Here is a 16,258-nt window from a genome sequence, read left to right as displayed (position 1 = left end):
TCACGCTTTTGAACGCTTCTTTTCCGACATCGCGGCCCTCGGCTTGTCCCGGCCTCATGCGCATCGTGCAGGCGCGCGACGGCGGGCTCGCGCGCCTGCGCCTTGCCGGCGGCGAGCTCCACGCGCACGCGGCGCATGCCGTCGCGCACGCGGCCGTACGGTGCGGCTCGGGCGTCATCGAGCTGACCAATCGTGCGAATCTGCAACTGCGCGGCATTCGCGCCGATGCCCACGCGGAACTCGTCGATATCGCGCTGAACGCGGGCCTCGGTCCGCAAGCCGACGGCGGCGACGACTTGCGCAACGTGATGCTGAGTCCGCTCGCGAGCGACGCCACGCGCGGCCTTGCCGCCGCCATCGTCACCGCGATGCAGGCCGATGCCGCGCTGCACGCGTTGTCGCCGAAGTTCGCGCTGCAAGTCGACGGGGGCGAACGGCTGGCGATGCTCGATCATTCGCACGATCTCTGGCTTTCCGCGCTCGGCGACGGCGGGCGTTACGCGTTCGGTTTCGCGGGCTCCATGCCGCATCGTATGAACGACTCACCCGCGCTCGGCAGCATCGCGCGCGAGCATGCCGCGGACTTCGTCATCGCGGTGCTGCGCGCGTTCGTTGCGCTCGCTTCGAACGACGAACATCGCATGCGTGACCTGCTCGCGCGAATCGGCGTGACGCGCTTTCTCGCGATGCTTTCGTTCGATCCTATCGACACTGCCTGGCGTCGCGCGCCGGTCAACGACGCGCTGCGCTTCGGGGCGCATCCGATGCCGGACGGCGGGCACGGGTATGTCGGCGCGCAGACGCAACTCGGACGGCTCGACGCCGCCACGCTCGACGCGCTCGCCGATCTTGCTTCGACACACGCGCAAGGCCGGCTCTTGATGACGCCCTGGCAAGGCGTGCTCGTACCCGGCGTCATGCCGCAGCATGCTGAACACGTGCGCGACCGCATGAACGCGCTCGGCCTCGTCACGCGCGCAGATCATCCGCTCGCGCGTCTCATCGCGTGCGCCGGTTCGTCGGGCTGCGCGAAGAGTCGCGCTGATACCAAAGCCGACGCGCACCGCCTCGCCGCGCTGCTGCCTATGCACGACGATGTGCATCTAAGCGGCTGCGAACGCTCGTGCGCCGCCGCGCATCCCGTCGCGAACACATTGATCGCGGTGTCGCCTGGACGCTATGACTTGCATGTCGACGCGCGCCTCGTCGCACCAAACGTATCTATCGAAGAGGCGGCCGCGTGGCTCGCCCGGAGCCATGCCGATGCTTGACTATATCCGCGACGGCGCCGAGATTTACCGCCAGTCTTTCGCGACGATTCGCGCCGAAGCAAACCTGAGCGCGATACCACGCGACCTCGAAAAGCTCGCCGTACGGCTGATTCACGCGTGCGGCATGGTCGATATCGTCGACGATCTGCGCTTCTCTCCCGGCGCAGGCGACGCGGGACGCACGGCCCTCGCAGCCGGCGCGCCGATACTCTGCGATGCCCGCATGGTCGCGCACGGCATCACCGAGGCGCGTCTTCCGGCCGATAACCGCATCATCTGCACGCTCGGCGATCCGTCCGTGCCCGAGCGCGCCCGCGCCATGCGCAACACGCGTTCTGCTGCTGCGCTCGAACTCTGGCGGCCGCATTTGCAAGGCGCGGTCGTCGCGATAGGCAACGCGCCTACCGCGCTCTTTCATCTGCTCGACATGCTCGATGCCGGCGCGCCGAAGCCCGCGCTCATTCTCGGCTTCCCGGTCGGCTTCATCGGCGCGGCGGAATCGAAGGCGATGCTCACAGCCGACAGCCGCGGCGTGCCCTTCGTCGCATTGAACGGACGACGCGGCGGCAGCGCGATGGCCGCCGCCGCAGTCAACGCACTTGCTTCGGAGAACGAATGATGAGCGGACGCCTGTATGGCCTCGGCGTCGGTCCGGGCGACCCCGAACTCATCACCGTGAAAGCGCTGCGGCTCCTGAAGTCCGCGCCGGTGGTCACGTATTTCGTCGCGAAGGGCAAGAAGGGCAACGCGTTCGGCATCATCGAAGCGCATCTCGACGACGCGCAGACGCGCCTGCCGCTCGTTTATCCAGTGACGACCGAAGCGCTCGAACCGCCGCTGTGCTACGAGACGATCATCAGCGCGTTCTACGACGAAGCCGCGCTCGCCATTGCGGATCATCTCGAAGCGGGCCGCGATGTGGCCGTGATCTGCGAAGGCGATCCCTTCTTCTACGGCTCGTACATGTATCTGCACGACCGTCTCGCCGGACGTTTCGATGCGCATGTCGTGCCCGGCGTATGTTCGATGCTGGGCGGCGTGTCCGTGCTCGGCGTGCCCCTCGTTTATCGCAATCAAAGTCTCTGCGTGCTGTCCGGCGTGCTGCCGGAAGACGAGTTGAAGTGCAAGCTCGAAGCATCCGATGCAGCCGTAGTGATGAAGCTCGGCCGCAACTTCGATAAAGTGCGGCGCGTGCTCAGCGATCTCGGGTTGGACAAGCGCGCGCTTTATGTCGAGCGCGCGACGATGGCGAATCAACGAATCGTGCCGCTCGATGAAGTGGACCCGATGGCGTCGCCCTATTTCTCGCTGCTCGTCGTGCCGGGGAAGAAATGGCAGGCATGAACGCGGCGTCATCGATTGCGATCGTCGTGCTCGGCGAAAGCGCGCTTCCTGTCGCGCGCCGCATTCAGGCGCGTTATCCCGGGTCGGTCGTGCATGGTCTCGCCAACCGGGTTCAAGCAGATATCGCCTACGACGACTTTGGCGCGCACGTGCGAGCGCTTTATCTTGCAGGCACGCCTATCGTCGCGCTGTGCGCGGCTGGCATCGTCATTCGCTCGCTGGCGCCTTGTCTCACGAACAAATGCGCGGAGCCACCAGTGCTCACGGTCGCGCAGGATGGCAGCGCCGTCGTGCCGCTACTCGGCGGCACGAGCGGCGTGAATGTTCTGGCGCGCGAGATCGGCGCCGCGCTCGCTATCACGCCCGCGATCACGACGAGCGGCGAACTGCGCTTCGGCATGTGCCTGCTCGCGCCGCCCGATGGCTACGCGCTAGCGGATATGGAGCGCGGCAAGCGTTTCGTGTCCGACCTGCTCGCGGGCGAAACGACGCGCATCGAAGGCCATGCACCGTGGCTCGATCAGGCCGACTTGCCCCGCGCAGAGGACGCGCGCCTTGCAGTGCGGATCACGCCGCATGTGATGAACGACGAGAGCAGTCTCGTGATTCATCCGCGTTGCGTGGCCGCGTGGATCGAAGCGCAGGATGATGCGATTGCTGATCGCGTTCAGCATGCATTGCGCGAACACGGCCTCTCGCCGCTCGCGCTTGCCGCGCTGGTCGCACCGACAGAAAGCATGACGTTCGATGCGCTCAGCGATGCCGCCAACGCGCTCGACGTGCCCCTTCGCTTCAGCAACGAACCGCCGCCTAATGACGTGCTTCGCGCTCACGGAATCGCGCTGAGCGTGGCGCACGCGCCTCTCGACGTGGAGTCCATCGGTCGCGCCCGTGGCACGTTGACGGTCATCGGGCTCGGCCCCGGTAGTGCAGACCTGATGACGCCTGCCGCACAAGCCGCGCTCGCTTCCGCGCAGGACGTTCTCGGCTATGAAACGTACGTGCGCATGGCCGGCCCGTTTCGCGCAGACCAGCGCATCCACGTGACGGATAACCGCGAGGAGTTGCAGCGCGCACGCCATGCGTTCGAACTCGCGAGCGAAGGACGAAAGGTCGTGGTCGTATCGTCGGGCGATCCCGGCGTCTTCGCGATGGCTGCCGCCGTGCTCGAAGCGCTCGACGAGGGACGCGCGACGCATGCCGAATGGGCCGCCGTGAAACTCGCTATCGTGCCGGGCGTGTCCGCGTCGCTCGCAACGGCCGCGCGCGCGGGCGCGCCGCTCGGCCATGACTTCTGCGTGCTGTCGCTATCGGACAACCTCAAGCCCTGGGACGTGATCGAGCATCGCATCCGGCATGCAAGCGAAGCGGATCTCGTGATGGCGTTCTATAACCCGCTATCCAAGGCGCGACCGTGGCAGTTCGATCGCGCAATCGACATCGTGCGCGAGTATCGCGACGCGGCGACGCCCGTCGTGCTCGGCCGCGATGTGGGACGTCCGGCAGAAACGATGCGCGTCGTGACGCTCGGCGAATTGCACGGCGGTCTCGTCGATATGCGAACGATGGTGATCGTCGGGTCGTCGAAGACGCGCGTGATCGGCAACGCCGAATGGGTCTATACGCCTCGCTCGTATTGAAGCGATTGGGCGGGTATATGCTGCGCGCGCCAGTCGAGCGCCAGCGCGTGCGCCCCGCCGACTCGCACGCGTCCTTCCTCGAAATCCACCACGACGATACGGTCCGCAAGCGCGGGCGCCGCGGGCCGCTCGTTCGTGCGTCCATCGCTCAACAGCCACAGCCAGCGGCGTTGCGAAGGCTTGCGACGCGCGGCTCGCGCAAGCACGGTCGATGCCGTCGCTAATCCGAGCGTGAGGGGCGTGCCGCCTCCACCGCCAATCGGCGCGATCCAGCGGTCATTGAACCAATGCGCCGTTCCCGGCTGACGACGCACTTCCGCGCGTCCCCCGCCGAAGCACACCAGCGCAACCTCCGCACGTTCGCGATACGCACGGTCGAACAGCGCGATCAGCAAGCCCTTCGCGCGCGCGAGACGTTCGCCGCCGAGCATCGAACCGGAGCAATCGAGCACGAAGCAATGCAGCGCGGATGCTTCTCCATGGCCGCGTCGATAGCGCAAGTGACCGGCATCGAAGCGCGCATGGCGTTTGGCGCGCAGCGTCGCCATCCAGTCGACCGATGCAGTAGCGAGCCCTTCACGCCCACGTTCTCGCCCACGCGAACGCGCCTCCTGCCATCGAAGACGATGCGCGTTCGCATCGGCGTCGGGCCTTCGATGGCTCAGGCTTTTTTTGCGGCGAGCGGCCTGACCTGCTTGACCTTCGCGATGCCGACGGGCTCCGGCGGCATGTAACCCCAGTCGCCGCCTTGCGCGGTATTCGCGCTGCCTTCCGGGCGCTGTGATTCACGAGAGGACACGTCAGGCTCGCGCCGGCGATGCCGCAATACCGCATCGGCCACGCAATCGACATGCTTCGTTTCGACGTATTCCGCGCCTTCCAGCGCCGCGAGCGCGCGCGCCGCGCGGAGCATAACGAGATCGGCTCGCAGGCCGTCGACATTGGCCGCAATGCACAGCTCGCTCACGTGCGCATGCACGACGTCATCGAAATCGAACTGATCGAGCGCCGCGCGCGCCGCTTCGATGCGTTCGGCGAGCGCCGCCTGATTATCCGCGTGCTGCGCGCGAAATGCTTCGGCGTCCGAATCGAATGCGAGTCTCGCCTTGACGATCCGCTGGCGCACGCTGGCGTCGAAGCAGTTCGCGAGTTCGACGGCAAGCCCGAAGCGATCCAGCAATTGCGGGCGCAATTCCCCCTCTTCCGGATTCATCGTGCCGATCAGCACGAACTGCGCGTCATGCCGATGCGATATCCCGTCGCGTTCGATGATATTCACGCCGCTCGCCGCCACGTCGAGCAGTTGATCGACGAGAGGATTCGGCAGCAGATTCACTTCATCGACATACAGGACACCGCGATGCGCTTTCGCGAGCAAGCCCGGCGAGAACTTCACGCCGCCATCGCGCAACGCGCTTTGAATATCGAGCGTGCCGATGAGTTGCTCCTCGCTCGCGCCGAGCGGCAAGGTGACGAGTTTCCCTTCCGGCAAGAGTTCAGCGAGCGCGCGCGCCGCCGTGGATTTCGCTGTGCCGCGCGGTCCGCTCACGAGCACACCGCCCAATGACGGGTCGACGGCCGCGAGCAGCAACGCCTGTTGCAACGGCGCCTGCCCGACGAGCGCGGTGAAAGGAAACGCGGGAAAAAATGAGGTTTCGTTCAAGTCTGTCGGCCTTCGAGTTGCTGCTCGACATCGAGCAGATGCTGCGTCACGGACTGCCGATAGTCGCCGGGTTCCTGCCACAGCCCGCGCTGCATCGCTTCGAGCAGGCGCTCGCAGATCGACTGGAGCGCGTGCGGGTTGTGTCGCGCGATGAATTCGCGCGTACCGGCATCGTTCACGTAGGCATCCGTGACGAGCGCATATTGATGATCGGAGACGACGCGCGCGGTGGCATCGTAACCGAAGAGATAATCGACCGTCGCGGCGAGTTCCGACGCGCCTTTGTAGCCATGCCGCTTCACGCCGTCGATCCACTTGGGATTGACCACGCGCGAGCGCACCACACGCGCGATCTCTTCGTTCAGCGTGCGCATGCGCGGCGCGGCGGGGTTGCTGTGATCCGCGTTGTACGCCTGCGGCTGCACGCCCGACAAGTAACGCACGGCCGCGATCATTCCGCCCTGAAACTGGTGATAGTCGTTCGAATCGAGCAAGTCGTGCTCGCGGTTATCCTGGTTCTGAAGCACCACATCGAGTGTCGAGAGCCGCGCGCCGAAGGTCGAACGCGCTTCGACGCCATCGCCGGCCTGCGAATAGGCATAGCCGCCCGTGCTTTGATAAGCGGCGGACAGGTCGGCATCGGTTTCCCATTGCTTCAGGTCGATGAGTTCTTGCAAGCCCGCGCCGTACGCGCCCGGCTTCGTGCTGAACACGCGCCAGCCGGCACGCAGCCGAGCTTCCTTGGCATCGACGCCGCGTCCGATCAACTCGTCGCGCTCACGCAGAATCCGCGCGCGAATCGGATTGACGTCTTCCGGCTCGTCTTCGAGTTCCGCGATGGCCTGCACGGCCGCATCGAACAGATGCATGAGATTCGCAAATGCATCGCGGAAAAAACCGGATACGCGCAGGGTAACGTCGATGCGCGGCCGGTTGAAGATGGAGATCGGCAGAATTTCGAAGTCGGTGACGCGATGGCTGCCGGCGGCCCATTTCGGCCGCACGCCGATGAGCGCGAAGGCCTGCGCGATGTCGTCGCCGCCGGTGCGCATGGTGGCCGTGCCCCACACGGACAGACCGATGGCGCGCGGATATTCGCCGTGGTCCTGTACGTGCCGCTCGACGAGCAAGTTCGCCGACTTGAGCCCGAGCGACCAGGCAGCTTGCGTCGGCAATGCGCGCGTATCGACCGAATAGAAGTTACGCCCCGTCGGCAGCACGTCGGGTCTGCCGCGCGATGGCGAACCGCTCGGCCCCGGCGGAACGAAACGGCCTTCGAGGCCGCGCTTCAGTTGCAGGGACTCTTGCGGTCCGCATGCGTCGAGCCGCGCGAGCACATCGCCATGCAAGCGTTCCAGCACGCGTTGCGTATGCAAACCGGGCGCGGCGGCATTGCCTTCGAGAAGTTGCATGGCGAGGCATTCCAGCCGCTCGCGCGTGTCGCCGTGATGACGCCAGGGAGCATCACTCATCGACTGCAATGCCTGCGGACGCGGTCCCTGCCACGGCGCGGCCCAGTCGGCGTCGAGCGGATCGAAGTCGTCGCCTAATTGCAGGTCGCGTGCGAGCGCCGTGATCAGACTTGCATTCGCGCCCTGACCGTCGCCGATCGGAAAGCGCCCGAGCGCAAGCAGCGTATCGCGCCGCTGCACGCCTTGCGGAGACACGCCGAAAACATGGAGCCCATCGCGTATCTGCGCTTCTTTCAGCTCGCACAGATACGCATCGGCGCGCGTGAGCAACGCGTCTTCGCCCGATGTATCGCGCGGGGCATCGAGGCCGAGTTCCTCGTGCAGCTTGTTCTCGACGATGCTCGCGAGTATGGACTTGCGCAACAGCTTCGCGCGTCGAACGTCGACCATCAATGCTTCGTAGTACTCATCGACTTGCCGTTCGAGGTCTTGCAGCGGACCATAGTTCTCGGCGCGCGTGAGCGGCGGCATCAGGTGATCGATAATGACCGCTTGCGCCCGCCGCTTGGCCTGACTGCCCTCGCCCGGATCATTGACGATGAACGGATAAAGATGCGGCATCGGCCCGAGAATCAGATCAGGCCAGCACGAGGCCGACAGCGCGACGCTCTTGCCCGGCAGCCATTCCAGATTGCCGTGCTTGCCGACATGCACGAGCGCGTCCGCGTTGAAGCGCATGCGCAGCCAGAAATAGAACGCGAGATACGAATGCGGCGGGACAAGTTCGGCATCGTGATAGCTCGCGTAGTCGTTACGCTCGCGCGACCGCGACGGCTGAATGCCGACGAACACTTCGCCGCAGCGATAGCCCGCGATCATGAAGCGGCCGCGCCTCAATGTCGGATCGTCTTGCGGCGCGCCCCAGGTCTTTTCGAGCGCGGCGCGCGCATCGGCGGGCAACGCGCGATAAGCGTCGAGATAGTCGTCGAGCGAAAGGCTTTGCAACGCCGGTCGCATATCGCGAACCACGGGATCGTTCGTCACGCCTTGCGTCAATGCGGCGATGAGCGCGTCGCCGCTCTCCGGCAATTCGCCCACGCGATAGCCTTCGCGGGCGAGCATCGACAGGATGCCGACCGCGGATGCCGGCGTATCGAGCCCCACGCCGTTTCCGATGCGCCCTTCGCTCGCCGGATAGTTCGCGAGCACGAGCGCGATGCGTTTCTCGTGGTTAGGCGTATGCCGCAGCTTGCACCAGCGGCGGCTCAACTCGGCGACGAAGCGCACGCGTTCGGCATCCGCCTGATAACGGACCACGTCCACTTGCGTCTGCGCGCAGTGATACGCGAGTCCCTTGAAGCTGACCGCGCGCGTGATGATGCGGCCATCGACCTCGGGCAGCGCGACATGCATCGCTACATCGCGCGAATTGAGGCCGTGGTTGTCCTTTTCCCAGTCTTCGCGATTGCCGCCGCTCAGTATCACTTGCAGCACGGGCGCATCGCCGGCAATGTCGAAGTCTTCGCTTTCGCCGATCACGCTTGCCGCAAACGCAGTCGTGTTCAATACGAGCGATGCGCGATGCTCCATGCACAAGCGCGCGATCACTTCACGGCTCACGCTTTCCTTGAGGGAAGCGATCGCAATGGGCAGCGGATTCAGCCCTTCCTTTTCAAGCGCTTCGATGAGCGCATCGAATACAGCGGTGTTGCCCGCTTGCAGATGCGCGCGATAAAACAGGATCGCGACCACGGGCGCGCCTTCGGTCCATCGCGCGCGCCAGTCGTCGATTGTGGCGATGTCGCGCTCGGGATGATAGATGGCCACGGCAGGCAGCGGACGCGGCGCTTGCGGCGCGCGACCGAAGCCGAATGCGCGATGACCGATCGCGCGCAGGAATTCCTCGGCATTTCCCGCGCCGCCTTCGCGCAGATAGCGCGACAACTCGCGGCAGAACGCGGCATCCGCGGTACTTTTGCTGATCAGATTCGGGTCTTCGGTGAGATCGCCCGAGAACATGGCGAGCATCTGCTTCTCGCGCTCGGCGAGCGCCACGATTCGCTCGATGCCATAAGGCCAGTACGATTCACCGCCGAGATGATCGACGATGACGACGCGCGCATGACGCAATACATCGTCGACATAGAAGTCGACCGATGCGGGCTGGCGCAGAAACGATTGATTCGCGAGCCGCACCTCGGGAAAGCCCGGCTCAAGACGTGGAAACACGCTTGCAAGCAGCGCGAGCGTGGTATCGGCCGAACTCAGTACGACGATCGGCGCGCGCGTCTGCTCGATACGCATGACGCCTGCCGCGTCATCGACGAAACCTCCGGGCGTCGTGCGTAAAAGATGCATCGCGTCAGGCCTGCGCGAGCGCGTTCGCCAGCGCCGCGTTCAACGCTGCTTGCAAGGTTTGACGATCGAGGTCTTCTCCGATCAGCACAAAGCGGCTCGCGGCTTCGCCTTCGTTCCAGCGCCGGTCGAAATAGCTGTCGAAACGCCGGCCCACGCCTTGCACCACGAGACGCATGCCCGCGCCCGGCAGCGCGGCGAACCCTTTCACGCGATAAATCGTGTGGCTCTCCACGAGCGCCTGCAACGCCGCAATGGCCTGTTCGCGCGATTCCACTTGTGCTTCGACGACGACCGAATCGAATTCGTCATGGTGATGGTCCACGTGGCCTTCATCGTCGGCAGAACCGTGATGATCGTGGCGAAGATGAATGCTGTCCTCGGACGCCGATTGCAGACCGAGCAGCGCATGCAGATCGAGCTTGCCCATTTGCGCGGGCACGACCTTCACTTGCGGCGGAATCTCGGGCCGCACGACCGCTTCCACGCGGCGCAGTGCATCCGCGTCCATGAGGTCGGTCTTGTTGACGATCACGAGATCAGCCGAGGACAGTTGATCTTCGAACAGCTCGTGCAGCGGCGATTCGTGATCGAGATTCGGATCGGCCTTGCGTTGCGCATCGACCGCTGCGGGGTTCGCGGCGAACTGTCCGCTTGCGGCGGCAGGGCCATCGACCACCGTGATGACGGCATCCACCGTGAAGGCATTCTTGATCGACGGCCAGTTGAATGCCTGCACGAGCGGCTTGGGCAACGCGAGGCCCGACGTCTCGATCAACACATGATCGATGCGCTCGCGGCGTTCCAGCAACTGCTCCATCACCGGATAGAACTCTTCCTGCACCGTGCAACACAGGCACCCGTTAGCGAGTTCATAGAGGTTGCGCTCGGAGGACCCAGCTTCGTCGTCGCAACCGATGCCGCAACCCTTCAGGATTTCCCCGTCTATGCCGAGCTCACCGAATTCGTTCACGATGACAGCAAGGCGCAAGCCCTGCGCAGTCGACATGATGTGGCGCATCAAGGTGGTCTTGCCGCTGCCGAGAAAGCCGGTCACGACCGTGACGGGTATCTTGCGGGTTTGCATCGTCGCTCCGTGGCTCGTGTGTGCGTGCGTCGTGCGTGCGTCGCGCGAGGAAGGTATCGCCGGCGAGATCTGCGGGAAAAGCGCACGACTGATGGATCATGGACCATGCCGCATCCCCGCGGCGTGGGCCCTGCGAAAGTCTGGCCGGTATCCGGGCTTGGGACCTCGTTGCGCAGCCTTCCTGCCGTGTACCGGCAGTGGCTTCGTGCGCAACGCGCGATATCGTACTCGCCGATACCGCCGGTCGCTTACCGTTGCGGGGGCAGCGCAGGTTGGCGCGCGTCCGTTCGCATGATGGACCGAAGCGCTTCCTGCTTCCCGTTTAACTGCGTGCGAAAGAAGCTCGCACGCGGGCACCAGAACTGCGTGAAGTCTAGGCTGCCTGGGAAAGAGCGTCAAGGAAAGCGCCGCCGAAAAGCGGGGGCATGTGGTATCGTTGGCGCGCGACTGGTGCTCGCGCGTTCACACGAAACGCGCAGTTAAACGGGAAACAGGAAGCGGCGTCTTCACGATCATGCAAGCGCTCGCCAACCTGTGCTGTCCCCGCAACGGTACGCGACCGGCGGTATCGGCTTGCACGATATCGCGCATGGCGCACACGGCCACTGCCCGTTCACGGTGGGAAGGCTGCGCGATGACGGCCGCAAGCCCGGATACCGGCCAGCGCAGGGGACGAAGCGTATCGCGCCATCACGATGCCTTCGCCGAACGCCGCCATCCGCGAGGGACGCATGCGCGGCGCACGCATTCCGTCCATTCGTTCGATGATGCTTCCTTGCGTGAGCCGGCGCTATCTCGCGGTCGGCATCGGCTGCAAACGCGGCGTCAGCGCCGATGCGATAGAAGCGGCCGTGCTTCGTGCGCTTCAAGCAGCGGAACTTACGTTCGCGCAGATCGCGGTGGTCGCGAGCATCGACATTAAACACGACGAAGCCGGCTTGCGTGTCTTCTGCGAGCGTCATGCCCTGCCATTGCGCCTTTATCGCGCGGACGAGCTCGCGCACATGCCCGCCGAGGGCGTGTGCGAGCCTAGCGCGCTGCTCGCAAGCGAGGGCGGAGAGCTTGTGGTGCCGAAGATGATCGACGGTCACGTGACCGTCGCCATAGCAACGAAGAAAGCCTGAAAGAGCCCATGAAAACCGATACGGAATCGCATCTGCGCATGACGCAGCGTCGCAAGGAAGGCCACGAAAAGAAGCAGGCCGCCGCCGATCACGAGAAGGGTCTCCTGATCGTCAACACAGGCAATGGCAAGGGCAAGACCACGGCCGCTTTCGGCATGGCGGTGCGCGTGCTCGGGCACGGCATGAAGCTCGGCGTCGTTCAGTTCATCAAAGGCGCACTGCATACGTCTGAGCGCGACTTTCTGAGCGCGGTCGCCAACTGCGATTTCGTGACGATGGGCGACGGCTATACATGGAACACGCAAAACCGCGAGGCCGACATGGCGACCGCGCGCAAAGGCTGGAACGAAGCGCGGCGCATGATCCAGAGCGGCGAATATCAGATGGTCGTGCTCGATGAGCTCAACACCGTGCTCAAGTACGAGTACTTGCCGCTCGACGAAGTGCTCGATGTGTTGAAGGCGCGTCCCGCGATGCTGCATGTCGTCGTGACCGGCCGTCATGCGCCGGATGCGCTGGTCGAACTGGCGGACCTCGTCACGGAGATGCGGCTCGTGAAGCATCCGTATCGCGAGCAGGGCGTCAAGGCGCAACCTGGCGTCGAGTACTGAACTCATGCCCTCCTGCCCCGCACTCTTCATCGGCGCGAGCGCGTCGCATCAAGGCAAGACCACGGTGACGGCCGCGCTTGCGCGTCATCATGCGCGGCGTGGCCTGCGCGTGCGCGTCTTCAAGACCGGTCCCGATTTTCTCGATCCGATGATTCTCGAACGCGCATGCGGATCGCCCGTCTATTCGCTGCATCTGTCGATGGTCGGTCTCGACGCATGCCGCGTGTTGCTCGCAGAGGCCGCGCGCGAAGCCGATCTGATTTTGATCGAAGGCGTCATGGGTCTCTTCGACGGTACGCCGAGCAGCGCCGACCTCGCTGCCGCGTTCAACGTGCCGGTGCTCGCGGTGATCGGCGCGCATGGCATGGCGCAAACGTTCGGCGCGGTGGCGTTCGGACTGGCGCGTTATCGCGCGGACGTCCCGTTTTATGGCGTGCTCGCCAACCGCGTCGCATCGGCGCGGCATGCGCAGATGTTGGCCGAAGCCATCCCCGATGGACTGCGCTATTGCGGGCATCTTTGCAATGCAGAGGACATCGCGCTGCCCGAGCGTCACCTGGGCTTGACGCAAGCGCAAGAAGTGGCGGGACTGGATGCGCGTCTCGATCGCGCCGCCGATGCCATTGCCGCTACCACGCTTGCCGATCTACCGCCGCTTGTGCACTTCGAGGACGCGATGCAGGAAGCGCCGCCGCGTTTGCTCGGAGGCTTGCATATCGCCGTGGCGCGCGATGCTGCGTTTTCATTCGTCTATCCGGCCAATATCGACTTGCTGCACGCAATGGGCGCGCGCGTCAGCACCTTCTCGCCGCTCGCCGATGAACCCGTGCCCGCCGATGCCGACGCGCTCTATCTTCCCGGCGGCTATCCGGAACTGCATGCGGCCACGCTCGCCGCGAACCTGCGCACGCGAACAGCGATTCAAGCGCATGTAGCGCGTGGAAGAACCGTCGTCGCTGAATGCGGCGGCATGCTGTATCTGCTCGACACGCTGACGGACGTGGAAGGCACGAAGCATGCGATGCTCGGTCTTCTCCCCGGCAACGCCTTTATGCAGCGCCGTCTCGCGCGTCTTGCAATGCAAAGGCTCGATACCGCGCATGGCGCGCTCACCGGTCACACGTTCCATTACTCCACGCTCGATACACCCATGCAGCCGCATCCGACCTCGAAGCATGCAACGACAGGCGCCGAAGGCGAAGCCCTCTATCGCCACGGTCCGATCACGGCCACGTATATGCACGCGTATTGGCCATCGAATCCGGCCGCCGCCGCGGCGCTCTTTCGCGGTGAATCGCTATGACGATCATCGACCTCGCCTTCACCATTGCGCGCGCGAAGTCGCAAGAGCCGGTCGGTTCGCCGTGCACGGGCGTATGCAAGATCGATCCCACACACGGTCTGTGCGCGGGATGCTTCCGGAGCCGCGAAGAGATCAAGTCGTTCCGTTCGATGGACGATGCCGCGAAACTCGCGCTATTGGATGAATTGCCCGCAAGGCAAGCGGCATTGTCGCGAGAAAACGCTTAGACGGCCGCCACCTTGCGCAATGCGGGCCGCTCGAGTTCGCGGGCAGCGAGCGCGCCGAACACGAGCCCGAGCGTCGTCCAGATGATGACCTGAATGCCGATGGCCGCGATGCGAAAGTTCCAGAGCAACGACGCCGAGAAGCCGGCCGGCACTTCTTCGATACGCGGCAGCGCGAACTGCGCGAGCAGCATCGACGCGATGTAGAAAGCGCCTGCAATCATCGTTGCGTTCCACTCGCCGCGCCGCACGCGCAGCCGCCTTTGCAGCGCGACGGCGCACACCGCTGTCGCGATGGAGAGCGCCAACATGCCGAAGAAAAATGCGGTGCGCGGACCGATCGTCGCCGCGTTGCCGACCGAGGGCGGGTTCGGCGGATACTTCAGGAAAGGCACGACCGCCACGCTTAAGAAACCGAATATTGCCAGCAACGCCGATGTGCCGCGCGCATGCAATGCGCCGAGCCGGCCATAAGCGAATGCGAAGACGAGCGAGAAAATGCCGCCGAGCGCAGCGCTGAATACTGCCACGCCGGTAAAGAGACCCAGACCGGCCTGCGTGTCCCGGCTCACCAGTTCTTCATCGCCGTCGTGATCGTGTGAATGAGCCGTGGCTTCCTGATGGCTATGTCCATGCGCATGTTCTCCTTCGAACGCGATGGCCTGTGCAACGAACGGCTCACCGACGAGCTTCGCGAAGCCGAAGCCGAGCAGGCCCGCGACGAGACCCGCGATCATGCCGCGTATCAACAAGCTGCGAATCATGACGCGCCCTTAGTGGCAGGGAAAGCCGAGCAAGTGCCGGCCGTCATGCACGAATTCGTGCACGACCATGCCGGAGAAGATGGACGTCGCGCCCTGCTCGGCACCGACGAAATAAATGGCGATCAAAAGGATCAGGCCGATGAACACGGCCCAAGGCAAGACTTCACGTACCGGAATAGGCACCGGCCCATCGACGGCGGGGGAAACGGGAGCGGCGGAATAGACCGGCGCGTGAGCGACATTCATTGAGTTTCTCCGAGGGAAAAGCGCGTCCCAGTAGACGAAAGAGCTTGCAGCGGGGTCTGACTCGCGGACCGTCGTTCTCACGAAAGCCGCTTACAGTGGCGCGACCGTGCCGGGCTTGCACCGGCTTCCTCGCACTGCAAGCTTGCCATTCTAGGACGATTGCGGGCAAAGTAAAGCAACGATGCGCCCATTGCCTCCTTCATTGAAGATCACGCTTCTCTGCCACGCCGCCACGCACGCGATGAAAACCGCCCGCTTTCCGACGGGCGACGAGCCGCCTGCATGCGATGACCGCGCGGCGCTTGGGCAGCGCTTCGCGCATTTCGACGGCCGCGTGATAGCGAGTCCCGCGGCCGTTGCCCGCGCGACGGCCGCATGGATAGCAAGCAGCGTCGAAACGTGCGACGCCTTCAGCGATATGGACTACGGCCGCTGGCGCGGGCATGCGATACGCGCCATCGCCGAGAAGGACCCTGAAGGCATGAGCGCATGGCTCGCGAATGTCGACGCGCGGCCGCACGGCGGCGAGAGTATTGCGATGCTGTCCGAACGCATTGCGAACGCGCTGGCAACTCTTGTGCGCGACAATGCCCGCACCGAACGTTACTTGATCGTCACGCATGCCATCGTCGTCAAAGCCGCACTGGCGCATGTGCGAGGCGACCCGCTCGAATCTATCTTCGCGATGGACTTCGCGCCCCTGTCGTCCATATCGCTCGACTGTGACCGGCGGTGCGGCGTGTGGACCGTGGCCTGAACTTCGTCGTGCGGCTCGGGCTCCAATGCAATTGACGGCATGACGCTGTCGATATCGCTCAAGGAGGCTCACATGGCGCACTATGTGGATGGATTCGTCGTACCTGTCCCCATCGGCAAGATCGACGCGTATCGCGTCATGGCCGAAGAGGCGGGCAAGATCTGGCTGGAGCACGGCGCACTGCAATTCGTCGAGAGCATTGCCGACGACGTGAAGCCGGGGAAAGTCACTTCATTTCCGCAGAGCGTGCAATTGAAGGAAGGTGAAACGATTGCGTTCTCGTGGATACTTTATGAATCGCGCGAGCAGCGCGACGCAGTGAACGCAAAGGTCATGAATGACCCGCGTCTGAAGGCGATGATGGAGCATGGCGAGCCGCCGTTCGATGCGAAGCGCATGTTCTTCGGCGGCTTTGCGACGATAGTCGAACTGGCGCGCTCTTAAGCCTTCGTTCGTA

The 16,258-nt window shown here is 64.3% G+C and carries 16 protein-coding genes and 3 riboswitches; of the genes, 10 read left to right on the top strand and 6 right to left on the bottom strand.

All coding sequences use genetic code 11. The annotated features are described in order from the left end of the window. Positions 1 to 56: 56 nt before the first annotated feature. Genes cobG through cobJ form a run of 4 tightly spaced genes read left to right on the top strand, consistent with a single transcriptional unit; the run spans position 57 to position 4,255 of the window. Positions 57 to 1,271 carry a precorrin-3B synthase gene (gene cobG, locus NCR34_RS16220; protein ID WP_250500469.1) on the top strand — a complete coding sequence of 405 codons (1,215 nt, stop codon included), beginning with the start codon at positions 57 to 59 and terminating at the stop codon, positions 1,269 to 1,271. Continuing rightward, positions 1,264 to 1,890 carry a precorrin-8X methylmutase gene (locus NCR34_RS16215; protein ID WP_250500468.1) on the top strand — a complete coding sequence of 209 codons (627 nt, stop codon included), beginning with the start codon at positions 1,264 to 1,266 and terminating at the stop codon, positions 1,888 to 1,890. Before cobG ends, NCR34_RS16215 begins: the two co-directional genes overlap by 8 nt. Further along, positions 1,887 to 2,615, top strand: a complete 729-nt coding sequence (locus NCR34_RS16210) for a precorrin-2 C(20)-methyltransferase (protein WP_250500467.1) — start codon at positions 1,887 to 1,889, stop codon at positions 2,613 to 2,615. The genes NCR34_RS16215 and NCR34_RS16210 overlap by 4 nt, the downstream gene beginning before the upstream one ends. After that, positions 2,612 to 4,255, top strand: coding sequence for a precorrin-3B C(17)-methyltransferase (gene cobJ / locus NCR34_RS16205; RefSeq protein WP_250500466.1), 1,644 nt, complete (start codon positions 2,612 to 2,614; stop codon positions 4,253 to 4,255). Before NCR34_RS16210 ends, cobJ begins: the two co-directional genes overlap by 4 nt. On the opposite strand, the gene NCR34_RS16200 is transcribed toward cobJ, so the two are convergent. The 4 genes from NCR34_RS16200 to cobW form a co-directional block, all read right to left on the bottom strand. Beyond that, entirely contained in the window at positions 4,234 to 4,803 is a 570-nt protein-coding gene (locus NCR34_RS16200; RefSeq protein ID WP_250500465.1) for a vWA domain-containing protein, read from the bottom strand. The genes cobJ and NCR34_RS16200 overlap by 22 nt on opposite strands. Before the next feature lie 113 nt (positions 4,804 to 4,916). Next, complete coding sequence (locus NCR34_RS16195) at positions 4,917 to 5,918, bottom strand: magnesium chelatase ATPase subunit I (RefSeq protein ID WP_250500464.1); 1,002 nt, start codon at positions 5,916 to 5,918, stop codon at positions 4,917 to 4,919. Then, positions 5,915 to 9,688 (bottom strand): cobaltochelatase subunit CobN, encoded by a 3,774-nt coding sequence (cobN, locus tag NCR34_RS16190; RefSeq protein WP_250500463.1) that lies wholly within the window; start codon positions 9,686 to 9,688, stop codon positions 5,915 to 5,917. The genes NCR34_RS16195 and cobN overlap by 4 nt, the downstream gene beginning before the upstream one ends. Before the next feature lie 4 nt (positions 9,689 to 9,692). Then, entirely contained in the window at positions 9,693 to 10,772 is a 1,080-nt protein-coding gene (gene cobW, locus NCR34_RS16185) for a cobalamin biosynthesis protein CobW (RefSeq protein ID WP_250500462.1), read from the bottom strand. 125 nt (positions 10,773 to 10,897) lie between these two features. Next, positions 10,898 to 11,148: riboswitch (cobalamin riboswitch) on the bottom strand. A gap of 55 nt (positions 11,149 to 11,203) precedes the next feature. Further along, positions 11,204 to 11,451, top strand: a riboswitch (cobalamin riboswitch). 16 nt (positions 11,452 to 11,467) lie between these two features. On the opposite strand from cobW, the gene NCR34_RS16180 reads away from it, so the two are divergent. Genes NCR34_RS16180 through NCR34_RS16165 form a run of 4 tightly spaced genes read left to right on the top strand, consistent with a single transcriptional unit; the run spans position 11,468 to position 14,037 of the window. Then, positions 11,468 to 11,896, top strand: a complete 429-nt coding sequence (locus tag NCR34_RS16180; RefSeq protein WP_250500461.1) for a cobalamin biosynthesis protein — start codon at positions 11,468 to 11,470, stop codon at positions 11,894 to 11,896. An 8-nt stretch (positions 11,897 to 11,904) separates the two neighbouring features. Next, a complete protein-coding gene (cobO, locus tag NCR34_RS16175; RefSeq protein ID WP_250500460.1) occupies positions 11,905 to 12,507 on the top strand; it encodes a cob(I)yrinic acid a,c-diamide adenosyltransferase in 603 nt (200 codons plus the stop codon). Between the two features lie 4 nt (positions 12,508 to 12,511). Continuing rightward, positions 12,512 to 13,810, top strand: coding sequence for a cobyrinic acid a,c-diamide synthase CobB (locus NCR34_RS16170; RefSeq protein ID WP_250500459.1), 1,299 nt, complete (start codon positions 12,512 to 12,514; stop codon positions 13,808 to 13,810). After that, positions 13,807 to 14,037 carry a DUF1289 domain-containing protein gene (locus NCR34_RS16165; RefSeq protein WP_250500458.1) on the top strand — a complete coding sequence of 77 codons (231 nt, stop codon included), beginning with the start codon at positions 13,807 to 13,809 and terminating at the stop codon, positions 14,035 to 14,037. The genes NCR34_RS16170 and NCR34_RS16165 overlap by 4 nt, the downstream gene beginning before the upstream one ends. On the opposite strand, the gene NCR34_RS16160 is transcribed toward NCR34_RS16165, so the two are convergent. Continuing rightward, entirely contained in the window at positions 14,034 to 14,798 is a 765-nt protein-coding gene (locus NCR34_RS16160; RefSeq protein WP_250500457.1) for a CbtA family protein, read from the bottom strand. The genes NCR34_RS16165 and NCR34_RS16160 overlap by 4 nt on opposite strands. Positions 14,799 to 14,807: 9 nt before the next feature. Beyond that, positions 14,808 to 15,044: a CbtB domain-containing protein gene (locus NCR34_RS16155; protein WP_250500456.1), complete on the bottom strand. Its 237-nt coding sequence runs from the start codon at positions 15,042 to 15,044 to the stop codon at positions 14,808 to 14,810. Between the two features lie 31 nt (positions 15,045 to 15,075). Further along, positions 15,076 to 15,198, bottom strand: a riboswitch (cobalamin riboswitch). A gap of 27 nt (positions 15,199 to 15,225) precedes the next feature. Between NCR34_RS16155 and NCR34_RS16150 the strand changes: the two genes are divergently transcribed. Together NCR34_RS16150 and NCR34_RS16145 are read left to right on the top strand one after the other, a co-directional pair. After that, positions 15,226 to 15,801, top strand: coding sequence for a histidine phosphatase family protein (locus NCR34_RS16150; RefSeq protein WP_350029436.1), 576 nt, complete (start codon positions 15,226 to 15,228; stop codon positions 15,799 to 15,801). A 72-nt stretch (positions 15,802 to 15,873) separates the two neighbouring features. Continuing rightward, complete coding sequence (locus NCR34_RS16145; protein ID WP_175941447.1) at positions 15,874 to 16,245, top strand: DUF1428 domain-containing protein; 372 nt, start codon at positions 15,874 to 15,876, stop codon at positions 16,243 to 16,245. Positions 16,246 to 16,258 lie beyond the last annotated feature (13 nt).

The organism is Caballeronia sp. GAWG1-5s-s, from assembly GCF_023631445.1.
Lineage (GTDB): Bacteria > Pseudomonadota > Gammaproteobacteria > Burkholderiales > Burkholderiaceae > Caballeronia.
Note: the sequence above shows the minus strand (reverse complement) of the source record. Positions and strands in the feature narration are given on the sequence as shown.